The organism is Acidovorax sp. GW101-3H11 (assembly GCF_001633105.1).
GTDB lineage: Bacteria > Pseudomonadota > Gammaproteobacteria > Burkholderiales > Burkholderiaceae_C > Acidovorax.
In genome coordinates, this window is the sequence record NZ_LUKZ01000001.1 from 372,810 (window position 1) to 389,129 (window position 16,320).

Below are 16,320 nucleotides of genomic sequence, written 5' to 3' on the forward strand. Positions count from 1 at the left end.
AGCACACCCCTCCGCTTGCCAAACTTTGCATGCGTCTGCCAATTGATCGCTATATAGTGGTTCGCAGGCATTGCACTGCAGCACGATCCACCGATCTGGGGTTCCAGCCACGGCGAAGTCGGTTCACGCACGGTGCAGGCACAGCAAAGCAAAGCAAAGCAGCTAGGGATGTCCTGCATAACCCTCGCGAGTCGGTGGTGGTGCGGATCGGGATGGGCCGCAAGGCGACTTTTTGCAGCCAATAGCTCGGCTATTGGCAAGAAAAGCAACGCAGCGGACCGCCCGAGACCGCGCTATCACGGACCGCAGGGAGTTATGCAGGACATCCCTAGGGCACGCTGGCCACGGCCAGCGCCCGGCAACGAAGCATGAGGCGGGGGGCCAATCCATGGATGTGTTGCAGCAGCCAGAGCAGCCAGTCGAGCGAAAACCGGTGCCGTTGACCCTGCGGGTGACATGGCCCTTCATCGTGATGGTGCTGCTGCTGGCCGCCTGTGCCACGGCCAGCCTGCAGGTTCTGTCCGGCGTGCGCGCCTTTGTGGCGGGCGAAAGTCTGTGGACCAAGGGGCAGAAGGACGCCATCTACCACCTCCACCAGTACGCGATCAATGGCTCGCCCCAGGCGTTTGACGGGTTTGTGCGCGCCATGGACATCCCCCTGGGCGACCGGGCGGCGCGGCTGGCCCTGCAGCCCGGCCAGGTGCAGACCGATGTGGCGCGCGAGGGCTTTTTGCGCGGCGGCAACCACCCGGACGACATCGACAGCCTGATCTGGCTGCTGCGCTACTTCAACCACCTGGACCTGGTCAAAAAACCCGTGAGCCACTGGCTCATCGGCGACGAATACATCAACGCGCTGCGCGAGCTGTCGCACGAGATCCACCAGCGCAACACCGACGGCACGGCGGACGCCGCCACCCGGCAGCGGTGGCAGGACACCATCCACGAGATCAACGCCGGCGTGACCCCCGCCGCGCGCAACTTCAGCGAGGCCCTGGGCGAAAGCTCGCGCCAGATCGTGCTGCTGCTGATGTGGACCAACATGGGCATGGCGGCCGTGCTGATCGTGCTGACCCTGTGGCACACCCACGGCCTGCTGGAGCAGCGCCGCCGCGCCGAGCAGGCCCTGGAGGCCGAACGCGAGCAGGCCCGCACCACCCTGACCGCCATTGGCGACGGTGTGGTGACCACCAACACCCAGGGCCAGGTGCTCTACATGAACCCCGCCGCCGAGGCCCTGCTGGCCCGCCCGGCCATCGAGGCCACCGGCCAGCCGCTGGCGCAGCTGCTGGTGTTCGATGGCGAGGCGCCGCCCCTGTCTGCCGACACGCTGGTGCAGAACATCCTGCGCAGCAGCAGCGCGGCCTTGGGCAATGTGCACACCACACTGGTGCGCCCGGACCAGACCGTCGTGCCGGTCAAGCTGGTGGGCTCGCCCATCCGCCACCGCGATGCACTGACCGGCGCCGTGCTGGTGCTGCACGACGTGACGCGCGAGCAGCACTATGTGGAGCAGCTGTCGTGGCAGGCCAGCCACGATGCGCTCACCGGCCTCGTGAACCGGCGCGAGTTCGAGCACCGGCTCGAAGCCCTGCTGGCCCAGCCCCGCCCCGTGGGGCGCGAGGGCTCGCTGCTGTATGTGGACATGGACCAGTTCAAGCTCATCAACGACACCTGCGGCCACCAGGCGGGCGACGAGATGCTGCGCGAGGTCTGCCGCATGCTGCAAAGCCACCTGCGCGAAGGCGACACGCTGGCGCGCCTGGGCGGCGACGAGTTCGGCATCCTGCTCAAGGACTGCCCGGCCGGGCCTTCGGCCCGCATCGCCGAGCAGCTGCGCCAGGCCGGGCAGGAGCTGCGGCTGACCTGGGGCGGCCAGCAGCTGCGCACCGGCCTGTCCATCGGCATGGTGCAGCTCATCCCCGCGCTCACTTCCATCCAGGAGGCCATGCGCGTGGCCGACATGGCCTGCTACCGCGCCAAGGAAGGCGGGCGCAACCGCGTCTTCATCTACCAGACGGAAGACATCGAAATGAGCCGCCGCGAGGGCGAGATGGACTGGGTGCGGCGCCTGCGCCTGGCGCTGGAGCACAACCAGTTCCAGCTGCACGCCCAGGCCATTGCCCCGCTGCAGCCCAGCGGCGAAACCGGCTTGCACATGGAGGTGCTGCTGCGCCTGCGCGAGGATGATGGCCAGCTGATTGCGCCCGGCGCCTTCATCCCGGCCGCCGAGCACTACGGCATGATGACCTCCATCGACCGCTGGGTCATCCGCCACACGCTGGAGGCTTTGGCCCGGCACCAGCACCAGCCGGGCCTGCCGCCGGTGCACACCTGCGCCATCAACCTCTCGGGCGCCAGCCTGGGGGACGACAGCCTGCTCAAGCTGATCCGCAGCGCACTGGCCGATTCGGGGGTAGACCCGCACATGCTGTGCTTCGAGATCACGGAAACCAGCGCCATCTCGCACCTGCCCAATGCCGTGCGGCTGATGAAGGAGCTGCAGCAGCTGGGCTGCCGCTTTGCGCTCGATGACTTTGGCGCGGGCATGTCGTCCTTCAACTACCTCAAGCACCTGCCGGTGGACTACCTCAAGATCGACGGCAGCTTTGTGAAGGACATGCTGCACGACCCCGCCAACCGGGCCATGGTGGAGATGATCCACCACATCGGCCACGTGATGGGCAAGCAGACGATTGCGGAGTTTGTCGAATCCCAGGCCATCGTGGAGACCCTGCGGGAGATTGGCGTGGACTATGCGCAGGGCTATGCGCTGGCGCGGCCGGTGCCGCTGGAGGACTACCTCGCCCTTGGCAACACCCCCAGGCCAGAGCCTGCGCGGGGTGCCGGTGTGGCACAGGGCCACGCGCCGCCGCACAGCACGCCCTTCCCCCAGCAGCGCCCTGCCTGATGTTTCCTTGAGGGGCCAGGGCGCGTTCCGCGCACCCGGCGGCGGTCAGCGCGCTTTCTTGAACGCCTTGCCGTTGCCAGCGGGCTTGGTTTTGGAGGCAGAACCCGTCACACGCGGCGGCAGCCCGGTGTGCTGGGTCAGCATGCGCCCCGGTTGGGGGGCCGTGCCACGAAAACGCACATCGCCCTTGGGCTCGTTCAGATCCTGCGGGCGGGGGCGCAGGGCAACGGCCTTGCCATCCTTGTTGATGGTGTAGCCGAGACCTCCGCCGCCCGTGGACGCGGTGCTGTTCTTCTTGCGCGCGCTCTGGTAGCCACCATCCGTCAGCGGCTGGAAGGTGGGGATCAAATGCTGCTTGCCATTGCCGATCAGGTCCGCGCGGCCCATGGCCTTGAGCGCTTCGCGCAGCAGCGGCCAGTTGTTGGGGTCGTGGTAGCGCAAAAAGGCCTTGTGCAGGCGGCGGCGCTTTTCACCGCGCACGATGTCCACCGACTCTTCCGCTTCGTCGCGCATCTGGCGGCGCACACGGGTGAGCGTGTTGCGGCCCGAGTGGTACATGGCCGTGGCCGTGGCCATGGGGCTGGGGTAGAAGGTCTGCACCTGGTCGGCGCGAAAGCCGTTCTTCTTCAGCCAGATGGCGAGGTTCATCATGTCCTCGTCGCTGGTGCCCGGGTGCGCGGCGATGAAGTACGGGATCAGGAACTGCTTCTTGCCCGCCTCTTCGCTGAACTTCTCGAACATCTGCTTGAACTTGTCATAGCTGCCGATGCCCGGCTTCATCATCTTGGTGAGCGGGCCCTGCTCGGTGTGCTCGGGCGCGATCTTGAGGTAGCCGCCCACGTGGTGCTGCACCAGCTCCTTCACGTACTCGGGCGACTTCACCGCCAGGTCGTAGCGCAGGCCCGATCCGATCAAGATCTTCTTGATGCCCTTGAGCGCGCGGCCACGGCGGTAGATCTTGATCAGCGGGCCGTGGTCGGTGGTGAGGTTCTGACAGATGCCGGGGTACACGCAGCTAGGCTTGCGGCAGGCAGCCTCGATCTCGGGCGAGCGGCAGCCCAGGCGGTACATGTTGGCCGTGGGGCCGCCCAGGTCGGAGATGGTGCCGGTGAAGCCCTTGACCTTGTCGCGGATGTCTTCGATCTCCTGAATGATCGAATCCTCGGACCGGCTCTGGATGATGCGGCCTTCGTGTTCGGTGATGGAACAGAAGGTGCAGCCGCCAAAGCAGCCGCGCATGATGTTGATCGAGAAGCGGATCATCTCCCACGCGGGGATCTTGGTCGCGCCGTCGTGGCTGCCGTTTTCGTCGGCGTAACTGGGGTGCGGGCCACGTGCGTAGGGCAGGTCGAACACGTAGTCCATCTCGGCCGTGGTCAGCGGGATGGGCGGCGGGTTGATCCACACGTCGCGCGCCGTCACGCCCTCACCGTGCGCCTGCACCAGCGCGCGGGCGTTGCCGGGGTTGGTCTCCAGGTGCAGCACGCGGTTGGCGTGGGCATAGAGCACGGGGTCGCTTTTCACCTGCTCGTAGCTGGGCAGACGGATCACGCTCTTCTCGCGCGGCGGCACCTTGAGCTTGGCCTTGAGCGCGGGGTTGGCCACGAACAGCATGGGCTGAATGGCGGGGTTGGGGTCGGATTTTTCAGGGCTTTTTTGGCCGTTACCGCGCGTCCCATCTGCCTTGATAGCTACAGAATCAGGAGCATCCTCCTTGCTGCAGGTGCTGCCCTGAGCGGCCGCCTGCTCGCTGGTGGTCATGTAGGGGTTGATGTGTGCTTCCACGCGGCCGGGCTCGTCCACGGTGGTGGAGTCGATCTCGAACCAGCCCTTGCCGCTTTCGTCGTCGGGCCGGCGCACAAAGGCCGTGCCGCGCACGTCGGTGATGTTCTCCACCGGTTCGCGCGCCGCAATGCGGTGGGCCACCTCGACCAGCGCGCGCTCGGCATTGCCGTACAGCAGCAGGTCGCACTTGCTGTCCACCACGATGGAGCGGCGCACCTTGTCGCTCCAGTAGTCGTAGTGCGCAATGCGGCGCAGGCTGCCTTCGATGCCACCCAGAATGATGGGCACGTCCTTGTACGCTTCGCGGCAGCGCTGGCTGTAAACGATGGCCGCGCGGTCAGGGCGCTTGCCGCCCACGTCGCCGGGGGTGTAGGCATCGTCGCTGCGGATCTTCCGGTCGGCGGTGTACCGGTTGATCATCGAATCCATGTTGCCCGCCGTCACGCCCCAGAACAGGTTGGGCTTGCCGAGCGCCTTGAAGGGCTCGGCGCTTTGCCAGTCGGGCTGGGCAATGATGCCCACGCGAAAGCCCTGGGCTTCGAGCGTGCGGCCGATCACGGCCATGCCGAAGCTCGGGTGGTCCACATACGCATCGCCCGTCACCAGGATGATGTCGCAGCTGTCCCAGCCCAGTTTCTCCATCTCGGCGCGGCTCATCGGCAGGAACGGGGCCGTGCCAAAGCGCTTGGCCCAGTACGGACGGTAGCTGGTCAAAGGCTTTGCGGCGCGCGCAAAAAAGGAGACGTCAACGGGGGCGTTCATGCAAAGGGGGTCGCGGCCGCCCCCGGTGCAATGGGGGCCTTCGTGGGGCGCGTCTGTGGTGAGTAACCTGCGATTTTACGTTGGCAAGCGGTTTTTGTCGCCTTCGCAGCACTTGCCCCTCACTGTTACAGGCTTGATGGTCGTCAAGCATATACTTGCCTTTGTCAATTAATTAACTGACAAAGGCATTTATGAGCACCGCCACGCCAGCCCCTTCGGCCCGGACCTCCACCCCTGTCCCAGCCAGCGCCGTGAAAGCGGTGCGCCGCTTCAACCGCTTCTTCACCCGCCGCATTGGGGTGCTGGACCCGTACCTGGGCAGCAACCTGTCGCTGACCGATGTGCGCGTGCTCTACGAGCTGGCCCACCGCGAAGCCCCCGTGGCCAGCGAACTGGCGCGGGAGCTGGGGCTGGACGGCGGTTACATGAGCCGCATCCTGCGCCGCTTCGAGCAGGCCGGGTGGATCAGCCGCAGCACCAGCGCGCAGGACGCCCGGCAAAGCGTGCTGACCCTGACGGAGGCCGGGCGCGCGGTGTTCGAGCCGCTGCAGCAGCGCTCGCGCGACGAAGCCACCGCCCTGCTCGCCCCCCTGCCCCCCGCGCGCCAGCAGGAGGTGGTGGACGCCATGGAACGCATCGAAACCCTGCTGGACCCGGCCTCGGGTGCAGGCGCGTCCCCGCGCATGGCCGTGCTGCGCGACCCCGTGCCCGGCGACATGGGCTGGGTGGTGCAGCAGCACGGCGAAATTTACTGGCGTGAATACGGCTGGGACAGCCGCTTCGAAGCCCTGGTGGCCGACATTGCCGCGCAGTTTCTGCGCAAGTTCCAGCCCGAATGGGAGAAAGCCTGGATCGCCGAGCTGGACGGCGAGCGGGTGGGTGCGGTGTTTGTGGTGCGCAAATCCCCCACCACGGCCCAGCTGCGCATGCTGATCCTGGCCCCCAAGGCGCGCAGACTGGGCCTGGGCGCGCGGCTGACCGACGAATGCCTTGCCTTTGCGCGCGCCAAGGGCTACAAGAAGATGGTGCTGTGGACCAACAGCTGCCTGGCCGCCGCGCGGGGCATCTATGCCCAGCGCGGCTTCCGCCTGACCAAGTCGGAGCCCTACGACGGCTTTGGCCAGCAACTGGTGGGCGAAACCTGGGAACTGAAGCTTTAACAAACACCTGCTGGCACCGCACACCCACAAGGCAGCCACCATGACCCCCAACCCCCGTCCCACGATCCGCCAGGTCACGCCCGAGGATGATTTGGTGCGCCTCACGGCACTCATCCACGCCGCCTACGCGCCCCACGCCCGCCTGGGCCTGCGCTACTGGGGCACCCACCAGTCGGTGGAAGACACGGCCAAGCGCTTTGCGTCAGGCACCGGCCTGGTGATGGTGGACGGAGACGACTACGTGGGCACGGCCACCTTGCGGCCGCCCCAGCCGGATTCCACCGTGCCGCTGTACCGCGACCCCACGGTCTGGTCGCTGTGCCAGTTCTGCATCAGCCCCCAGGCCAAGGGCCTGGGCTATGGCAAAGAGCTGCATGCCCATGCCACCGCATTTGCCCGGCAGGCAGGCGCCCGCACCTTGGCGCTGGACACAGCCCAGCCTGCGGCGGCCTTGATTGCGATGTATGAATCCTGGGGCTACCAGCTGGTGGGCGAATGCGACTGGCGGCCGCTGACCAACTACACCAGCGTGCTCATGGCGCGCAGCCTGGTGGACCTGCTGATTGACGGCGGCCCGGGCGGCGGCTGAAGTCCAAGGCAAACAGGGCTCCAGAAATGGCAATGGCCCCAAAAGGGGCCATCGGTGGCAAAGCCGGGATCGGGCCCCGCACCGCTTACCACTCGCCCACTTCCCGCACGCGCTGGGCCAGGTCGGGCAGGTCGTCTTCTTCCTCCACCGGATCGTTCACCACGGGGGCCGCCATGGGCTTGTGGGCGGCGGCCGGGGCCGACCGGGACATGAACCGGCCAAACACCTGGCTGGCAAAACGGGGGGACACGGGGGCGGAGAACGGGGTGGCAAACATGGCAGTTCCTTTTTTTCGGGTGGGCCTGGTGCTTTCAAAAACGTAGCGCCAGCGTAGGCCACCACAACATCTGGGCAGTGTAGGAATGCACGCCGCTCTGGCGTGTGACAGAACGCACACTCCCGGCCCCGGCGCCCATCCCACGGCGCGATGACAACGCCGGGCGTGACATTCGTCACACAGTGCGCGCCGTACACTCGCTGCCCCATGCCCCACACCCTGGCTGCCCCCGCGCACAGCGAACTCATCATCAAGAAAAGCCGCTTCATCGGCTGCGTGCAACCCATGGCCGACCGCGCCAGCGCCCAGGCGGCCGTGGATGCGCTGTGGAAGCAGCACCCCGGGGCAGCCCATATCTGCTGGGCGCTGCTGGCGGGGGGCCAGTCGGCTGCGGTGGACGATGGCGAACCCGGGGGCACCGCCGGGCGCCCCATGCTGGATGTGCTGCGCCACCAGGACCTGGAAGGCGTGCTGGCCACCGTGGTGCGCTACTTTGGCGGTGTGAAGCTGGGTGCGGGCGGCCTGGTGCGCGCCTACACCGACAGCATTGCCCAGGCTTTGCTCACCGCCCCCAAGGTCACGCTGCAGCGCATGGCCACACTGCAGTGCCAGGTGCCCTATGCGCTGGAAGGCTTCGTGCGGCGCGAGGTCGAATCGGCCAGCGCCGAGCTGGTGGACGTGCAGCATGGCACGCTGGTGCAGTTGCAGATCCGCCTGCCCGAGGCACAAGCGGGCGCGTTTGTGCAGCGCATCAACGATGGCGGACAAGGCCGGGTGGGCTGGACGGACAACCGGTCCTGACCCCAGCCCCGCCTTGGGAGGTGTAACACCCCTCAAGCCCGCCGCCGGGATGCCGATAAACGGCCATTACCCCAAGGAATCGCCATGGACGTCGCCCTCACCAACAGCATCGTCAGCACCGCCACCAACCTGGCCAGTGCCAAAACCTCGGACGCGCTGAACATGGTGGTGCTGAAAAAGGCGCTCGACATGCAAGCCGTGTCGGCCGCCACCCTGCTGGACGCCATGCAGCAGTCCATGCCCCAGCCCCAGCTGGCCACCAGCGGCACGCTGGGGACCAACGTCAACACCTTCGCCTAAGTTTCATGGCATCGGTGGCGGCGCCACCCATGGACCATGAAAGTTATTTCACACTAAGGGGCTGAGCCCCTCCCGCCTAGGCACCTCAGCGCAAACGCGCGGGCGAGAGCCCTTCCACCCCCACACCCTCGCGCACCAGCTCCTCGGCCAGCGGCTCGCCCCGCAACAGTTGCCGCGCCAGCAACGAGGCGCCCGCCGCGCTCTGAATCCCATACCCGCCCTGCCCGGCCAGCCAGAAGAAGCCGGGCACATGGTTGTCCCAGCCAATCACCATGTCGCCATCCGGCACAAACGAGCGCAGCCCGGCCCAGGTGTGCGACGGGCGGCGGATCTGGAAGCGGGTCATTTCCTCGATGTGATAGATCCCGGTGGCCACGTCCAGCTCTTCAGGCACCACATCGTGCGGGTGCGTGGGATCCGCGTTGGCCGGTGAGCCCAGCAGTTGCCCAGCGTCGGGCTTGAAGTAAAAACTCTCGTCAATGCCGATCACGGCGGGCCAGTGCGTGGCGTCCATGCCTTCCGGAACGGGAAAGGTAAAGGCCGTGCGGCGGCGCGGCTCCAGACCGATGGGCGGCACGCCCGCCAGCCCCGCAATCACATCGGCCCAGGCGCCCGCTGCGTTGACGATGGTGGGGGCGGCAAACAATCGCCCATCGGCCAGCATCACCTGCCACACAGTGCCTTCGCGGCGCACGGCCGTGACCTCTGCGTTCGTCAGCACCTGTCCGCCGTGCTGGCGCAGGCCCCGCAGATAGCCCTGGTGCAGGGCGTTCACGTCAATGTCGGCCGCCTCAGGCTCGCTCATGCCTGCGGCCACGGCCTCGGGTTTGAGGCAAGGCAGCATCGCCAGCAAATCGGCCCGCTCCACCCACTGCACATTGGGCGAGGTGGCATGCGCTTCCTCGTAGGTCTGCTTCAGCAAATCCAGCTGGTCCGGCCCGGCCACGTAGACCACGCCCCGGGGCGAGAGGATAGGGACGGCGCCAAACTCGGGCGGCGGGGCGTCGTAAAACGCGCGGCTGGCCCGGGTCAGCGCCTGGATGTTGGGCGTGCCATAGGTCGCCATGTACAGCGCAGCAGAGCGGCCTGTGGTGTGGTACCCAGGCTGGGACTCACGCTCCAGCAGCAGCACGCTGGCGCCCTGCCCGGCGGCACTGTGCTGCACCAATTGCCAGGCCACAGAGGCCCCGGCAATGCCCGCGCCAATCACGATGGTGTCTACGGATTGCATGGTCGGTGTCTCCTGCTCAAACAGCGGATACCTGCGCAGCCGATGCCGCTCGGTCGTCGCGCGGCAGGCTGCGGGCATCGCGAGGGTCGGGTGCCACGGTCACGATGGAGGTCAGCGCGGGTTCGGCGCGCGTCTGTACCAGCTTGGCGATGTCGGGCCTGGGCCGTGCCAACCCTGCAATGCCCTTGAACGCCTGCTCCAGCGCATGGCCCACGCCCAGCGTGTGCCGGTCGGCGCGGAAGCGGCCCACGATCTGCAGGCCAAACGGCATGCCAGCATCGTCCAGCCCGCACGGCAGGCTCAGCGCCGGGTGGGTGGTGAGCGTACTCACATAGGTCAGCGCCAGCCAGCGGTAGTAGTTGGCCTGCGGCTCGCCGTTGATGTGGCTGGCGAACAGCTCGGTCCATGCGAACGGCGACACGGGTGTGGTGGGCGCGAGGATGATGTCGTAGTCCTCGTACAGCTTCTGGAACCGCGCCAGGATGCGTGTCTGCTCGGCCTGCGCCCAGGCGCTGTCCAGCAGCGTCATGGCGGCGCCCATTTCGTAGTTGGCGCGGGTGTTGGGGCCCAGGCTGGCGGGGTCGCGCTCATAGGCCTCGCGCGTGCTGGCCACAAAGGCCTCGGCGCGCAGCACGTCAAAGCAGCGGTGCACATCGCCCAGGTCGATGTCGATGGCGTCGCAACGGGCAAACAGGTGCTTCATGGCCTGCACCTTGCGGCGGAACACGGTGCGGATGCCGTTGTCCACAGCGCATGCGCCAAAGTCCTCGGTGGTGGCCACGCGCAGGCGGCTCAGGTCCACGGTTTCAGGCAGCAAGAAACTCATCGGGTCCAGCGGGTAGCTCAGCGGGTCACCCGCCGACATGCCCGCCGATGCGGCCAGTTGCAGGCAGGCCTCTTCCACCGTGCGGCCCATGGGGCCCACCACTGAAATCGGCGTCCAGCCCAGCAGCTTGCGCGAGCTCGGCACCACACCGGGCGATGGCCGAAAGCCCACCACACCACAAATGGACGCCGGAATACGCAGCGACCCGCCCGTGTCCGATCCCGTGCACACCGGCAGCATGTCGCACGCCAACGCAGCGGCCGAGCCGCCCGACGAGCCCCCGGCGTTCAGGTTGGGGTTGAACGGGTTGCCCGTGGCGCCCCACACCGTGTTGCGCGAATTGGCGCCCGCGCCCATTTCGGGGATGTTGGTCTTGCCCGCCACGATCGCACCCGCAGCGCGCAGGCGCGCCACCAGCACGTTGTCCTCGGCCGGAATGTGCTCGCGGTAGATCTGCGATCCATAGGTGGTCAGCAAGCCCGCCGTGGCCTCCAGGTCCTTCACGCCCATGGGCAGACCATGCAGCAGACCCAGCGGCTCGCCGCGCAGCACCGCCTGCTCAGCCGCCTTGGCCTCGGTGCGGGCGCGGTCGTAGCAGGTGGCGGTGACGGCATTCACATGCGGGTTCACGGCTTCGATGCGGGCAATGCAGGCGTCGAGCAGCTCCACCGGCGAAATCTCGCGCGTGCCGATGTGGTGGCGCAGTTCGTTGGCAGTCAGTTCGACCAGGGCTTGGGGGCTTGTTGTTGTCATCTCGGGGGTGTCTCCTTGTCGGGGCGGGGTCAATCTACGGTGATGCTGGCCCGCAGGGCAATGGCACGCATCAGCGGCAGCTCTTTGTCGATGAGTTCGCTGACGGCCTTGGACGAAGCATAGGACGGTTCAAAGCCCGTGGCGATGAGCTTGTCGCGCGTTTCCGGGTCGGCCACCACCTGGGCCAGCGCCAGCTCCAGCCGCGCCTTCACGGCCGGTGGCAGGCCGCGCGGCGCCACCATGGCCAGCCAGGTGTCCATCTCCAGGCCCGGGTAACCGCTCTCTGCCAGCGTGGGCACCTTGGGCAGCAGGGCCGAGCGTTTGCCGGAGGTCACCGCAATGGCCTTGATCTTGCCGTCCTTGAGCTGCGGCAGCGCGGCCGATACGGTGTCCACCGTGAACGGGATCTGCCCGCCGAGCAGGTCGGTCATCGCAGGCGCGCTGCCCTTGTAGGGCACATGCTGGATCTTGAGGCCCGCCGCGTGGAAAAACATCTCGCCCGCAAACTGCGAGGTGGTGCCCGCACCGAACGAGCCATACGAATATTTGTCCGGCCCCGCCTTCACCAGGGCCACGAACTGCTTCACATCCGCTACCGGCACGTCCTTGTTGGCCAGCAAGATCAGCCCCGTGCGCCCGGCAATGCCAATGGGCTCGAAGCTTTTGACCGGGTCATACGGCAGCTTGGCGCGCACCGCCGGGTTCACCGTGAAGGTGGTGCCCGAGCTCATGAGCAGCGTGTAGCCATCCGGCGCCGCCCGCGCCACCGACGTCGCGCCAATCACCGTGCCCGCCCCCGCGCGGTTGTCGATCACCACGCTCTGGCCCAGCTTGTCGCCCAGCTTCTTGCCAATCAGGCGCCCCAGCACATCGGTGGCGCCACCGGGCGGGAACGGAATCACCAGTGTGATCGGCTTGGTGGGGAACGCCGCCTCTTGCGCCATGGCCGGGGCCCATGCGGTGGCCCCCAAGGCAGCACAGAGGGCGGCAGACAAAAGCAGTTGCTTGCGGTTCATGGGGTTCTCTCCAAAGGGCACAAAGGTTGGGGGAATCGGGGAATGAGAAGAAATCAGCCCTGCGCAGTCAGCACGGCCCGCCCGCGCTGCACAAAGCCCTGGTACTGCGCATCGGGCACCAGCAGGCCACCCGTGGTCCACACCAGGTGGGTGGCCTGGTGCAACACGGCGTCGATGCCCGTGCTGCGCAGCCAGGCCTGCCCGGCGGTAGTGCCCGTCAGCAGGGCCGGGCCGCTGAAGCCTGCCGCAGCCGAGGGCTCGATGCGCTCGCCCAGGGCATCCAGCACCCGCACCAGGTGCGCAAACAAGGTGTCATCGGCGACAGTGAACACGCCCGACAGCAGCGGCTGCATCAGCTCGGCTGCCAGCAGGGATGCGCGCGGTACGGCCAAGCCATCGGCCTCGGTGCGGTTGGTCAGGCCCCAGTCGTACACCGAGGGATGCTCCCCCTGCCCGGCCATCATTTGCACCAAAAAGCACGGCGACTGCACCGGCTCGGCAAAAAAACAGTGCACATGCGGCCCCAACACCTGCCGCAGGCCGAAGGTGATGCCCGCTGGCGCGCCACCCACCCCACAGGGCAGGTAGACGATGAGCGGGTGTTCGGCATCCACCGCCACGCCCTGCTCGGCCAACTGCTTTTGCAGATGCAGCGCCGCCGCGCTGTAGCCCAACAGCAGCGAGAACGATTGCTCGTCGTCCACAAAGTGGCACAGCGGGTTGCTGGCCGCCTCGGCGCGGCCCGCAGCCACGGCGCGCTCGTAGTCGCCCGTGTGTTCCACCACCAACACGCCACGCTGGCGCAGGCGGTCTTTCTTCCATTCCTTGGCATCGGCCGACATGTGCACCGTGGCCTGAAAACCCAGGGCAGACGCCACCACACCAATGCTCATGCCCAGGTTGCCGGTGGAGCCCACCGCCACCTGGTAGCGGCCCAGCACCTCGCGCGCCTGCGGCGTCGCGAGCGCGCGGTAGTCGCCGCCGGGCTGCACCAGCCCATGCTGCAGCGCCAGCCCCTCGGCAAACTCCAGCACCTCGTGCATGCCGCCCCGCGCCTTGATGGAGCCCGCCACGGGCAGGCTGTGATCGGCCTTGATGAACAGGCTCCCTTGCGCTTCGGCCATGCCCAGCGCGGGGGCCAGGGCCGCAGCAGGCAGCAGGGGCGACTCCACCACGCCCCCGGTGGCGGCGAGCTCGGGGAACACCTGCGCCAGCAGCCCGGCAAAACGTGCCAGGCGGGCAGCCGCTGCGTGCGTATCATCCAGACTAATGGTCCTGCCCAGTGCAGGCAGCGCGGCGGCGGGCTGTGCCTGCCGCGCCGGGTTGGTCCACAGGGCGGGCTGGGCGTTGCGCAGGCGAGTGGCCAGCAAGGCATCGATGGCAGGTTGGGGTTCGGCAATCGTCATGGCGCGTTCATCTCGAAAAGTCTTGCCCTCATTTTTCGCCAGTCACGCCTCCGTCACAAGCCATTTATATTGAGCGCATCATTAGTATTAATAATGGATATTCGCCTCTCCCCCTCCCTGCTCGCCTGGCTGCGCAGTTTTGATGCAGCCGCCCGCCACGGCAGCTTCACCAAGGCGGCGGCCGAGCTGTGCATCACCCAGGGCGCGGTGAGCCAGCAGGTCAAACAGCTTGAAGACTGGCTGCGCCGCCCGTTGTTCCTGCGCACCCCGCGCGCGCTGGTGCCCACGCCCGAGGGCAAGTGGCTGGCCGTGGTGCTGCGCGAGAGTTTTGACGCCATCGAAAGCACCCTGGCCCAGATGCGCCAGCCAGCAGAGGCCGCCACCGCCACGCTGAGCTGCTCGCCCTCGTTTGCCATGAGCTGGCTCACGCCCCGGCTGGGCGACTTTTTCCGCCAGCACCCCCACACCGGGCTGCGCGTGTTTGGCGAGTTCCACACGCTGGACCGCACCCGCATGGTGCGCGACGGCGTGGAAGCCGCCGTGCGCTTCGACCTGGGCGGCTATCGCGACCTGAACGCCACCGTGTTCCTCGACGAATGGCTCATCCCCGTGGCCAGCCCCGAGTTCCTGGCCCACCACCCGCCCATCACCCAGCCGCAAGACCTGCACGGCGACTGGCTGCTGCACGACGGCAGCGCCTGGGACGGCGCCGACACATACGAAGAATGGCAACACTGGTTTGCGCAGAGGGGCGCCACGCCACCGCCCTGGGCGGGCGGCCAGCAGTTCAACCTGTCGCAACTGGCCCTGGGCGCCGCGCTGGCTGGCCAAGGCATTGCCATGGGCCGCGCCGCGCTGGTGCTGCAGGACGTGAAAGCCGGGCGGCTGGTGCCGCTGCTGGGGCGCAGCGTGCCGTCACGCGCGGCCTATTCGTTTGTGACCACCACACACCCGAGCCCCGCCATGGAGCTGGTGCGGGAGTGGCTGGGGGACGAGGCGCGGAAGTTTGGCGAGGAGCGGGCGCAGGTGCTGCCGCCGCTGGCGTGACGCCCTGCTCCATTGCCGTCACGCATGCCACAGCGTCAGCGTGCCCAGCACTAGCATCAATAACACCACTCCCGCTAGCCGTGCGGTTTCTACAGGCCCACGACGGCTGAGGAAATCAGCAGCCCACCTTTTCAGCGGATGTTGCTCAGGCAAGAGTTTGGCCCCCGCGAACACCAGCACGACAACAACAAGCCCGGTGATCAACACCATGAGTGAGATAGGAAAAGACGGGTTCACAGAGCAAGCTCCCTTTCAGCGGCGTTGACAGCCCGGCTGCCACGAAACGGATCAACAAAATCTGCGCAGGCTACCAGAAGCACCCTGGGCCACTGCACGTATTCTCTATTCGCCAGAATCTGACCAAAAAAAGCCCTTTGCGCGCATCCATCATGCCCAAGCAGCTATCATTTTTGATCATCCCGCAACATTGGCCTGAAAACCGACCCCTCGGCACAAACCGCCCTGCCCGTACCAGCGCCGCCCCTACCCCTGCCCCCGCAGCCATCCAATCAAGGCGCGCAGTGCCGGGCTGACCTGCTTGCGCCCGGGGTAGTACAGCGCGAAGCCAGGCTCGGCCGGGCACCAGTCGGCCAAGGCCTGCACCAGATGGCCCGCGCGCAGTTGGGGCTGGGCCATGGCTTCGTACACGTAGGCCCAGCCTGCGCCCCCCAACGCAGCACGCAGGGCCAGGCGCTGGTCGTCCACGGTGAGCGGGCCTTCCACGGCCAGGTCAAAGGCCTGGGCGCCCTCACCCGGGGGCACAAATTGCCAGCGGTACAGCGCCCCGCTGGGGAAGCGCTGGCGCACACAAGGCCGCTGCAGCAGGTCGTGCGGGGTTTCGGGTACGCCCAGGGCGGTGGCCAATGTGGGGGCGGCCACCACGGCAAACCGCTGTGGCGGCCCGATGGGCACGGCCACCATGTCCTGCGGCAGGGCTTCGGGGAAGCGGATGCCCGCATCAAACCCCTCGCGCACGATGTCCACCAGCCCGTCCTGGGTGCACACCTCCAGCGCCACGCCGGGGTGGGCTTTCAAGAATCCGCCCAGCAAAGGGCCCAGCAGCAGGTCGGCGGCGCTGCGCGGCACATTGAGCCGCAGGGGCCCGCGCACCTCCTGGCCCCACTGGGCGGCCTCGGCCAGTGCGCCGTCCAGCCCCTGCATCACCGGCGTGAGCTGGGCCCGCAGCTGGGTGCCCGCCTGGGTCATGGCCACGCTGCGCGTGCTGCGCTGCAGCAGGGGCACGCCCAGCCGCTCTTCCAGCGTGCGCACGGCCTGGCTTACCGACGACGGCGACAGGTTCAGCGCCCGGGCCGCGCGCCGAAAGCTGCGCCACTCGGCCACGGCCATGAAGACGCGCAGGTGCTGGAGGTCGGGGGGTGCGGGCATGGGGCGGATTGTTCCACACCCACCGGTCCGCAAAGGGCGGCATGACGCGGCCATTGTGCGGCCTGGCCGG

14 protein-coding genes are annotated in these 16,320 nt (G+C 67.4%); 6 read left to right on the forward strand and 8 right to left on the reverse strand.

The annotated features are described in order from the left end of the window. The first annotated feature begins 451 nt into the window (after window positions 1-451). Entirely contained in the window at window positions 452-2,911 is a 2,460-nt protein-coding gene (locus A1D30_RS01625; protein WP_242421755.1) for an EAL domain-containing protein, read from the forward strand. Between the two features lie 45 nt (window positions 2,912-2,956). Here A1D30_RS01625 and A1D30_RS01630 read toward each other — a convergent pair whose 3' ends face one another. Then, the gene (locus A1D30_RS01630) at window positions 2,957-5,458 is read right to left on the reverse strand and encodes a YgiQ family radical SAM protein (protein WP_063459058.1); all 2,502 of its coding nucleotides are present in this window, start codon (window positions 5,456-5,458) and stop codon (window positions 2,957-2,959) included. 191 nt (window positions 5,459-5,649) lie between these two features. Between A1D30_RS01630 and A1D30_RS01635 the strand changes: the two genes are divergently transcribed. Both A1D30_RS01635 and A1D30_RS01640 read left to right on the forward strand, forming a co-directional pair. After that, window positions 5,650-6,618, forward strand: coding sequence for a helix-turn-helix domain-containing GNAT family N-acetyltransferase (locus tag A1D30_RS01635; protein WP_063459059.1), 969 nt, complete (start codon window positions 5,650-5,652; stop codon window positions 6,616-6,618). Between the two features lie 40 nt (window positions 6,619-6,658). Then, window positions 6,659-7,207, forward strand: coding sequence for a GNAT family N-acetyltransferase (locus tag A1D30_RS01640; RefSeq protein ID WP_063459060.1), 549 nt, complete (start codon window positions 6,659-6,661; stop codon window positions 7,205-7,207). A gap of 85 nt (window positions 7,208-7,292) precedes the next feature. Here A1D30_RS01640 and A1D30_RS01645 read toward each other — a convergent pair whose 3' ends face one another. Beyond that, on the reverse strand, window positions 7,293-7,484 hold the full coding sequence (locus A1D30_RS01645; protein WP_063459061.1) for a hypothetical protein: 192 nt from the start codon (window positions 7,482-7,484) through the stop codon (window positions 7,293-7,295). Window positions 7,485-7,691: 207 nt separating this feature from the next. On the opposite strand from A1D30_RS01645, the gene A1D30_RS01650 reads away from it, so the two are divergent. Together A1D30_RS01650 and A1D30_RS01655 are read left to right on the forward strand one after the other, a co-directional pair. Next, window positions 7,692-8,285 (forward strand): YigZ family protein, encoded by a 594-nt coding sequence (locus tag A1D30_RS01650; RefSeq protein ID WP_063459062.1) that lies wholly within the window; start codon window positions 7,692-7,694, stop codon window positions 8,283-8,285. 84 nt (window positions 8,286-8,369) lie between these two features. Continuing rightward, window positions 8,370-8,585, forward strand: a complete 216-nt coding sequence (locus tag A1D30_RS01655) for a YjfB family protein (protein ID WP_063459063.1) — start codon at window positions 8,370-8,372, stop codon at window positions 8,583-8,585. 85 nt (window positions 8,586-8,670) lie between these two features. On the opposite strand, the gene A1D30_RS01660 is transcribed toward A1D30_RS01655, so the two are convergent. From A1D30_RS01660 to A1D30_RS01675, 4 genes are read right to left on the reverse strand one after another with little or no spacing between them, the layout of a single operon-like run. Further along, on the reverse strand, window positions 8,671-9,816 hold the full coding sequence (locus A1D30_RS01660; protein WP_063459064.1) for an FAD-dependent oxidoreductase: 1,146 nt from the start codon (window positions 9,814-9,816) through the stop codon (window positions 8,671-8,673). Window positions 9,817-9,832: 16 nt separating this feature from the next. Continuing rightward, a complete protein-coding gene (locus A1D30_RS01665; protein ID WP_063459065.1) occupies window positions 9,833-11,395 on the reverse strand; it encodes an amidase family protein in 1,563 nt (520 codons plus the stop codon). 29 nt (window positions 11,396-11,424) lie between these two features. Beyond that, entirely contained in the window at window positions 11,425-12,411 is a 987-nt protein-coding gene (locus tag A1D30_RS01670; RefSeq protein ID WP_063459066.1) for a tripartite tricarboxylate transporter substrate binding protein, read from the reverse strand. Window positions 12,412-12,464: 53 nt separating this feature from the next. After that, complete coding sequence (locus A1D30_RS01675; protein ID WP_063459067.1) at window positions 12,465-13,817, reverse strand: D-serine ammonia-lyase; 1,353 nt, start codon at window positions 13,815-13,817, stop codon at window positions 12,465-12,467. A gap of 93 nt (window positions 13,818-13,910) precedes the next feature. Here A1D30_RS01675 and A1D30_RS01680 point away from each other — a divergent pair, with 93 nt between their 5' ends. Beyond that, a complete protein-coding gene (locus tag A1D30_RS01680; protein ID WP_063459068.1) occupies window positions 13,911-14,864 on the forward strand; it encodes a LysR substrate-binding domain-containing protein in 954 nt (317 codons plus the stop codon). Between the two features lie 18 nt (window positions 14,865-14,882). Here A1D30_RS01680 and A1D30_RS01685 read toward each other — a convergent pair whose 3' ends face one another. Next, a complete protein-coding gene (locus tag A1D30_RS01685) occupies window positions 14,883-15,074 on the reverse strand; it encodes a hypothetical protein (RefSeq protein WP_063459069.1) in 192 nt (63 codons plus the stop codon). Between the two features lie 273 nt (window positions 15,075-15,347). Beyond that, window positions 15,348-16,250 (reverse strand): LysR family transcriptional regulator, encoded by a 903-nt coding sequence (locus A1D30_RS01690; protein ID WP_063459070.1) that lies wholly within the window; start codon window positions 16,248-16,250, stop codon window positions 15,348-15,350. Window positions 16,251-16,320 lie beyond the last annotated feature (70 nt).

Excerpts from the sequence above, each read along its gene's own strand:
- A1D30_RS01635 (WP_063459059.1), top strand. The coding sequence starts at position 5,650 with ATGAGCACCGCCACGCCAGCCCCTTCGGCCCGGACCTCCACCCCTGTC.
- A1D30_RS01640 (WP_063459060.1), top strand. The coding sequence starts at position 6,659 with ATGACCCCCAACCCCCGTCCCACGATCCGCCAGGTCACGCCCGAGGAT.
- A1D30_RS01670 (WP_063459066.1), bottom strand. The coding sequence starts at position 12,411 with ATGAACCGCAAGCAACTGCTTTTGTCTGCCGCCCTCTGTGCTGCCTTG.
- A1D30_RS01655 (WP_063459063.1), top strand. The coding sequence starts at position 8,370 with ATGGACGTCGCCCTCACCAACAGCATCGTCAGCACCGCCACCAACCTG.
- A1D30_RS01645 (WP_063459061.1), bottom strand. The coding sequence starts at position 7,484 with ATGTTTGCCACCCCGTTCTCCGCCCCCGTGTCCCCCCGTTTTGCCAGC.
- A1D30_RS01665 (WP_063459065.1), bottom strand. The coding sequence starts at position 11,395 with ATGACAACAACAAGCCCCCAAGCCCTGGTCGAACTGACTGCCAACGAA.
- A1D30_RS01675 (WP_063459067.1), bottom strand. The coding sequence starts at position 13,817 with ATGACGATTGCCGAACCCCAACCTGCCATCGATGCCTTGCTGGCCACT.
- A1D30_RS01650 (WP_063459062.1), top strand. The coding sequence starts at position 7,692 with ATGCCCCACACCCTGGCTGCCCCCGCGCACAGCGAACTCATCATCAAG.
- A1D30_RS01660 (WP_063459064.1), bottom strand. The coding sequence starts at position 9,816 with ATGCAATCCGTAGACACCATCGTGATTGGCGCGGGCATTGCCGGGGCC.
- A1D30_RS01685 (WP_063459069.1), bottom strand. The coding sequence starts at position 15,074 with ATGGTGTTGATCACCGGGCTTGTTGTTGTCGTGCTGGTGTTCGCGGGG.
- A1D30_RS01690 (WP_063459070.1), bottom strand. The coding sequence starts at position 16,250 with ATGCCCGCACCCCCCGACCTCCAGCACCTGCGCGTCTTCATGGCCGTG.
- A1D30_RS01630 (WP_063459058.1), bottom strand. The coding sequence starts at position 5,458 with ATGAACGCCCCCGTTGACGTCTCCTTTTTTGCGCGCGCCGCAAAGCCT.
- A1D30_RS01680 (WP_063459068.1), top strand. The coding sequence starts at position 13,911 with ATGGATATTCGCCTCTCCCCCTCCCTGCTCGCCTGGCTGCGCAGTTTT.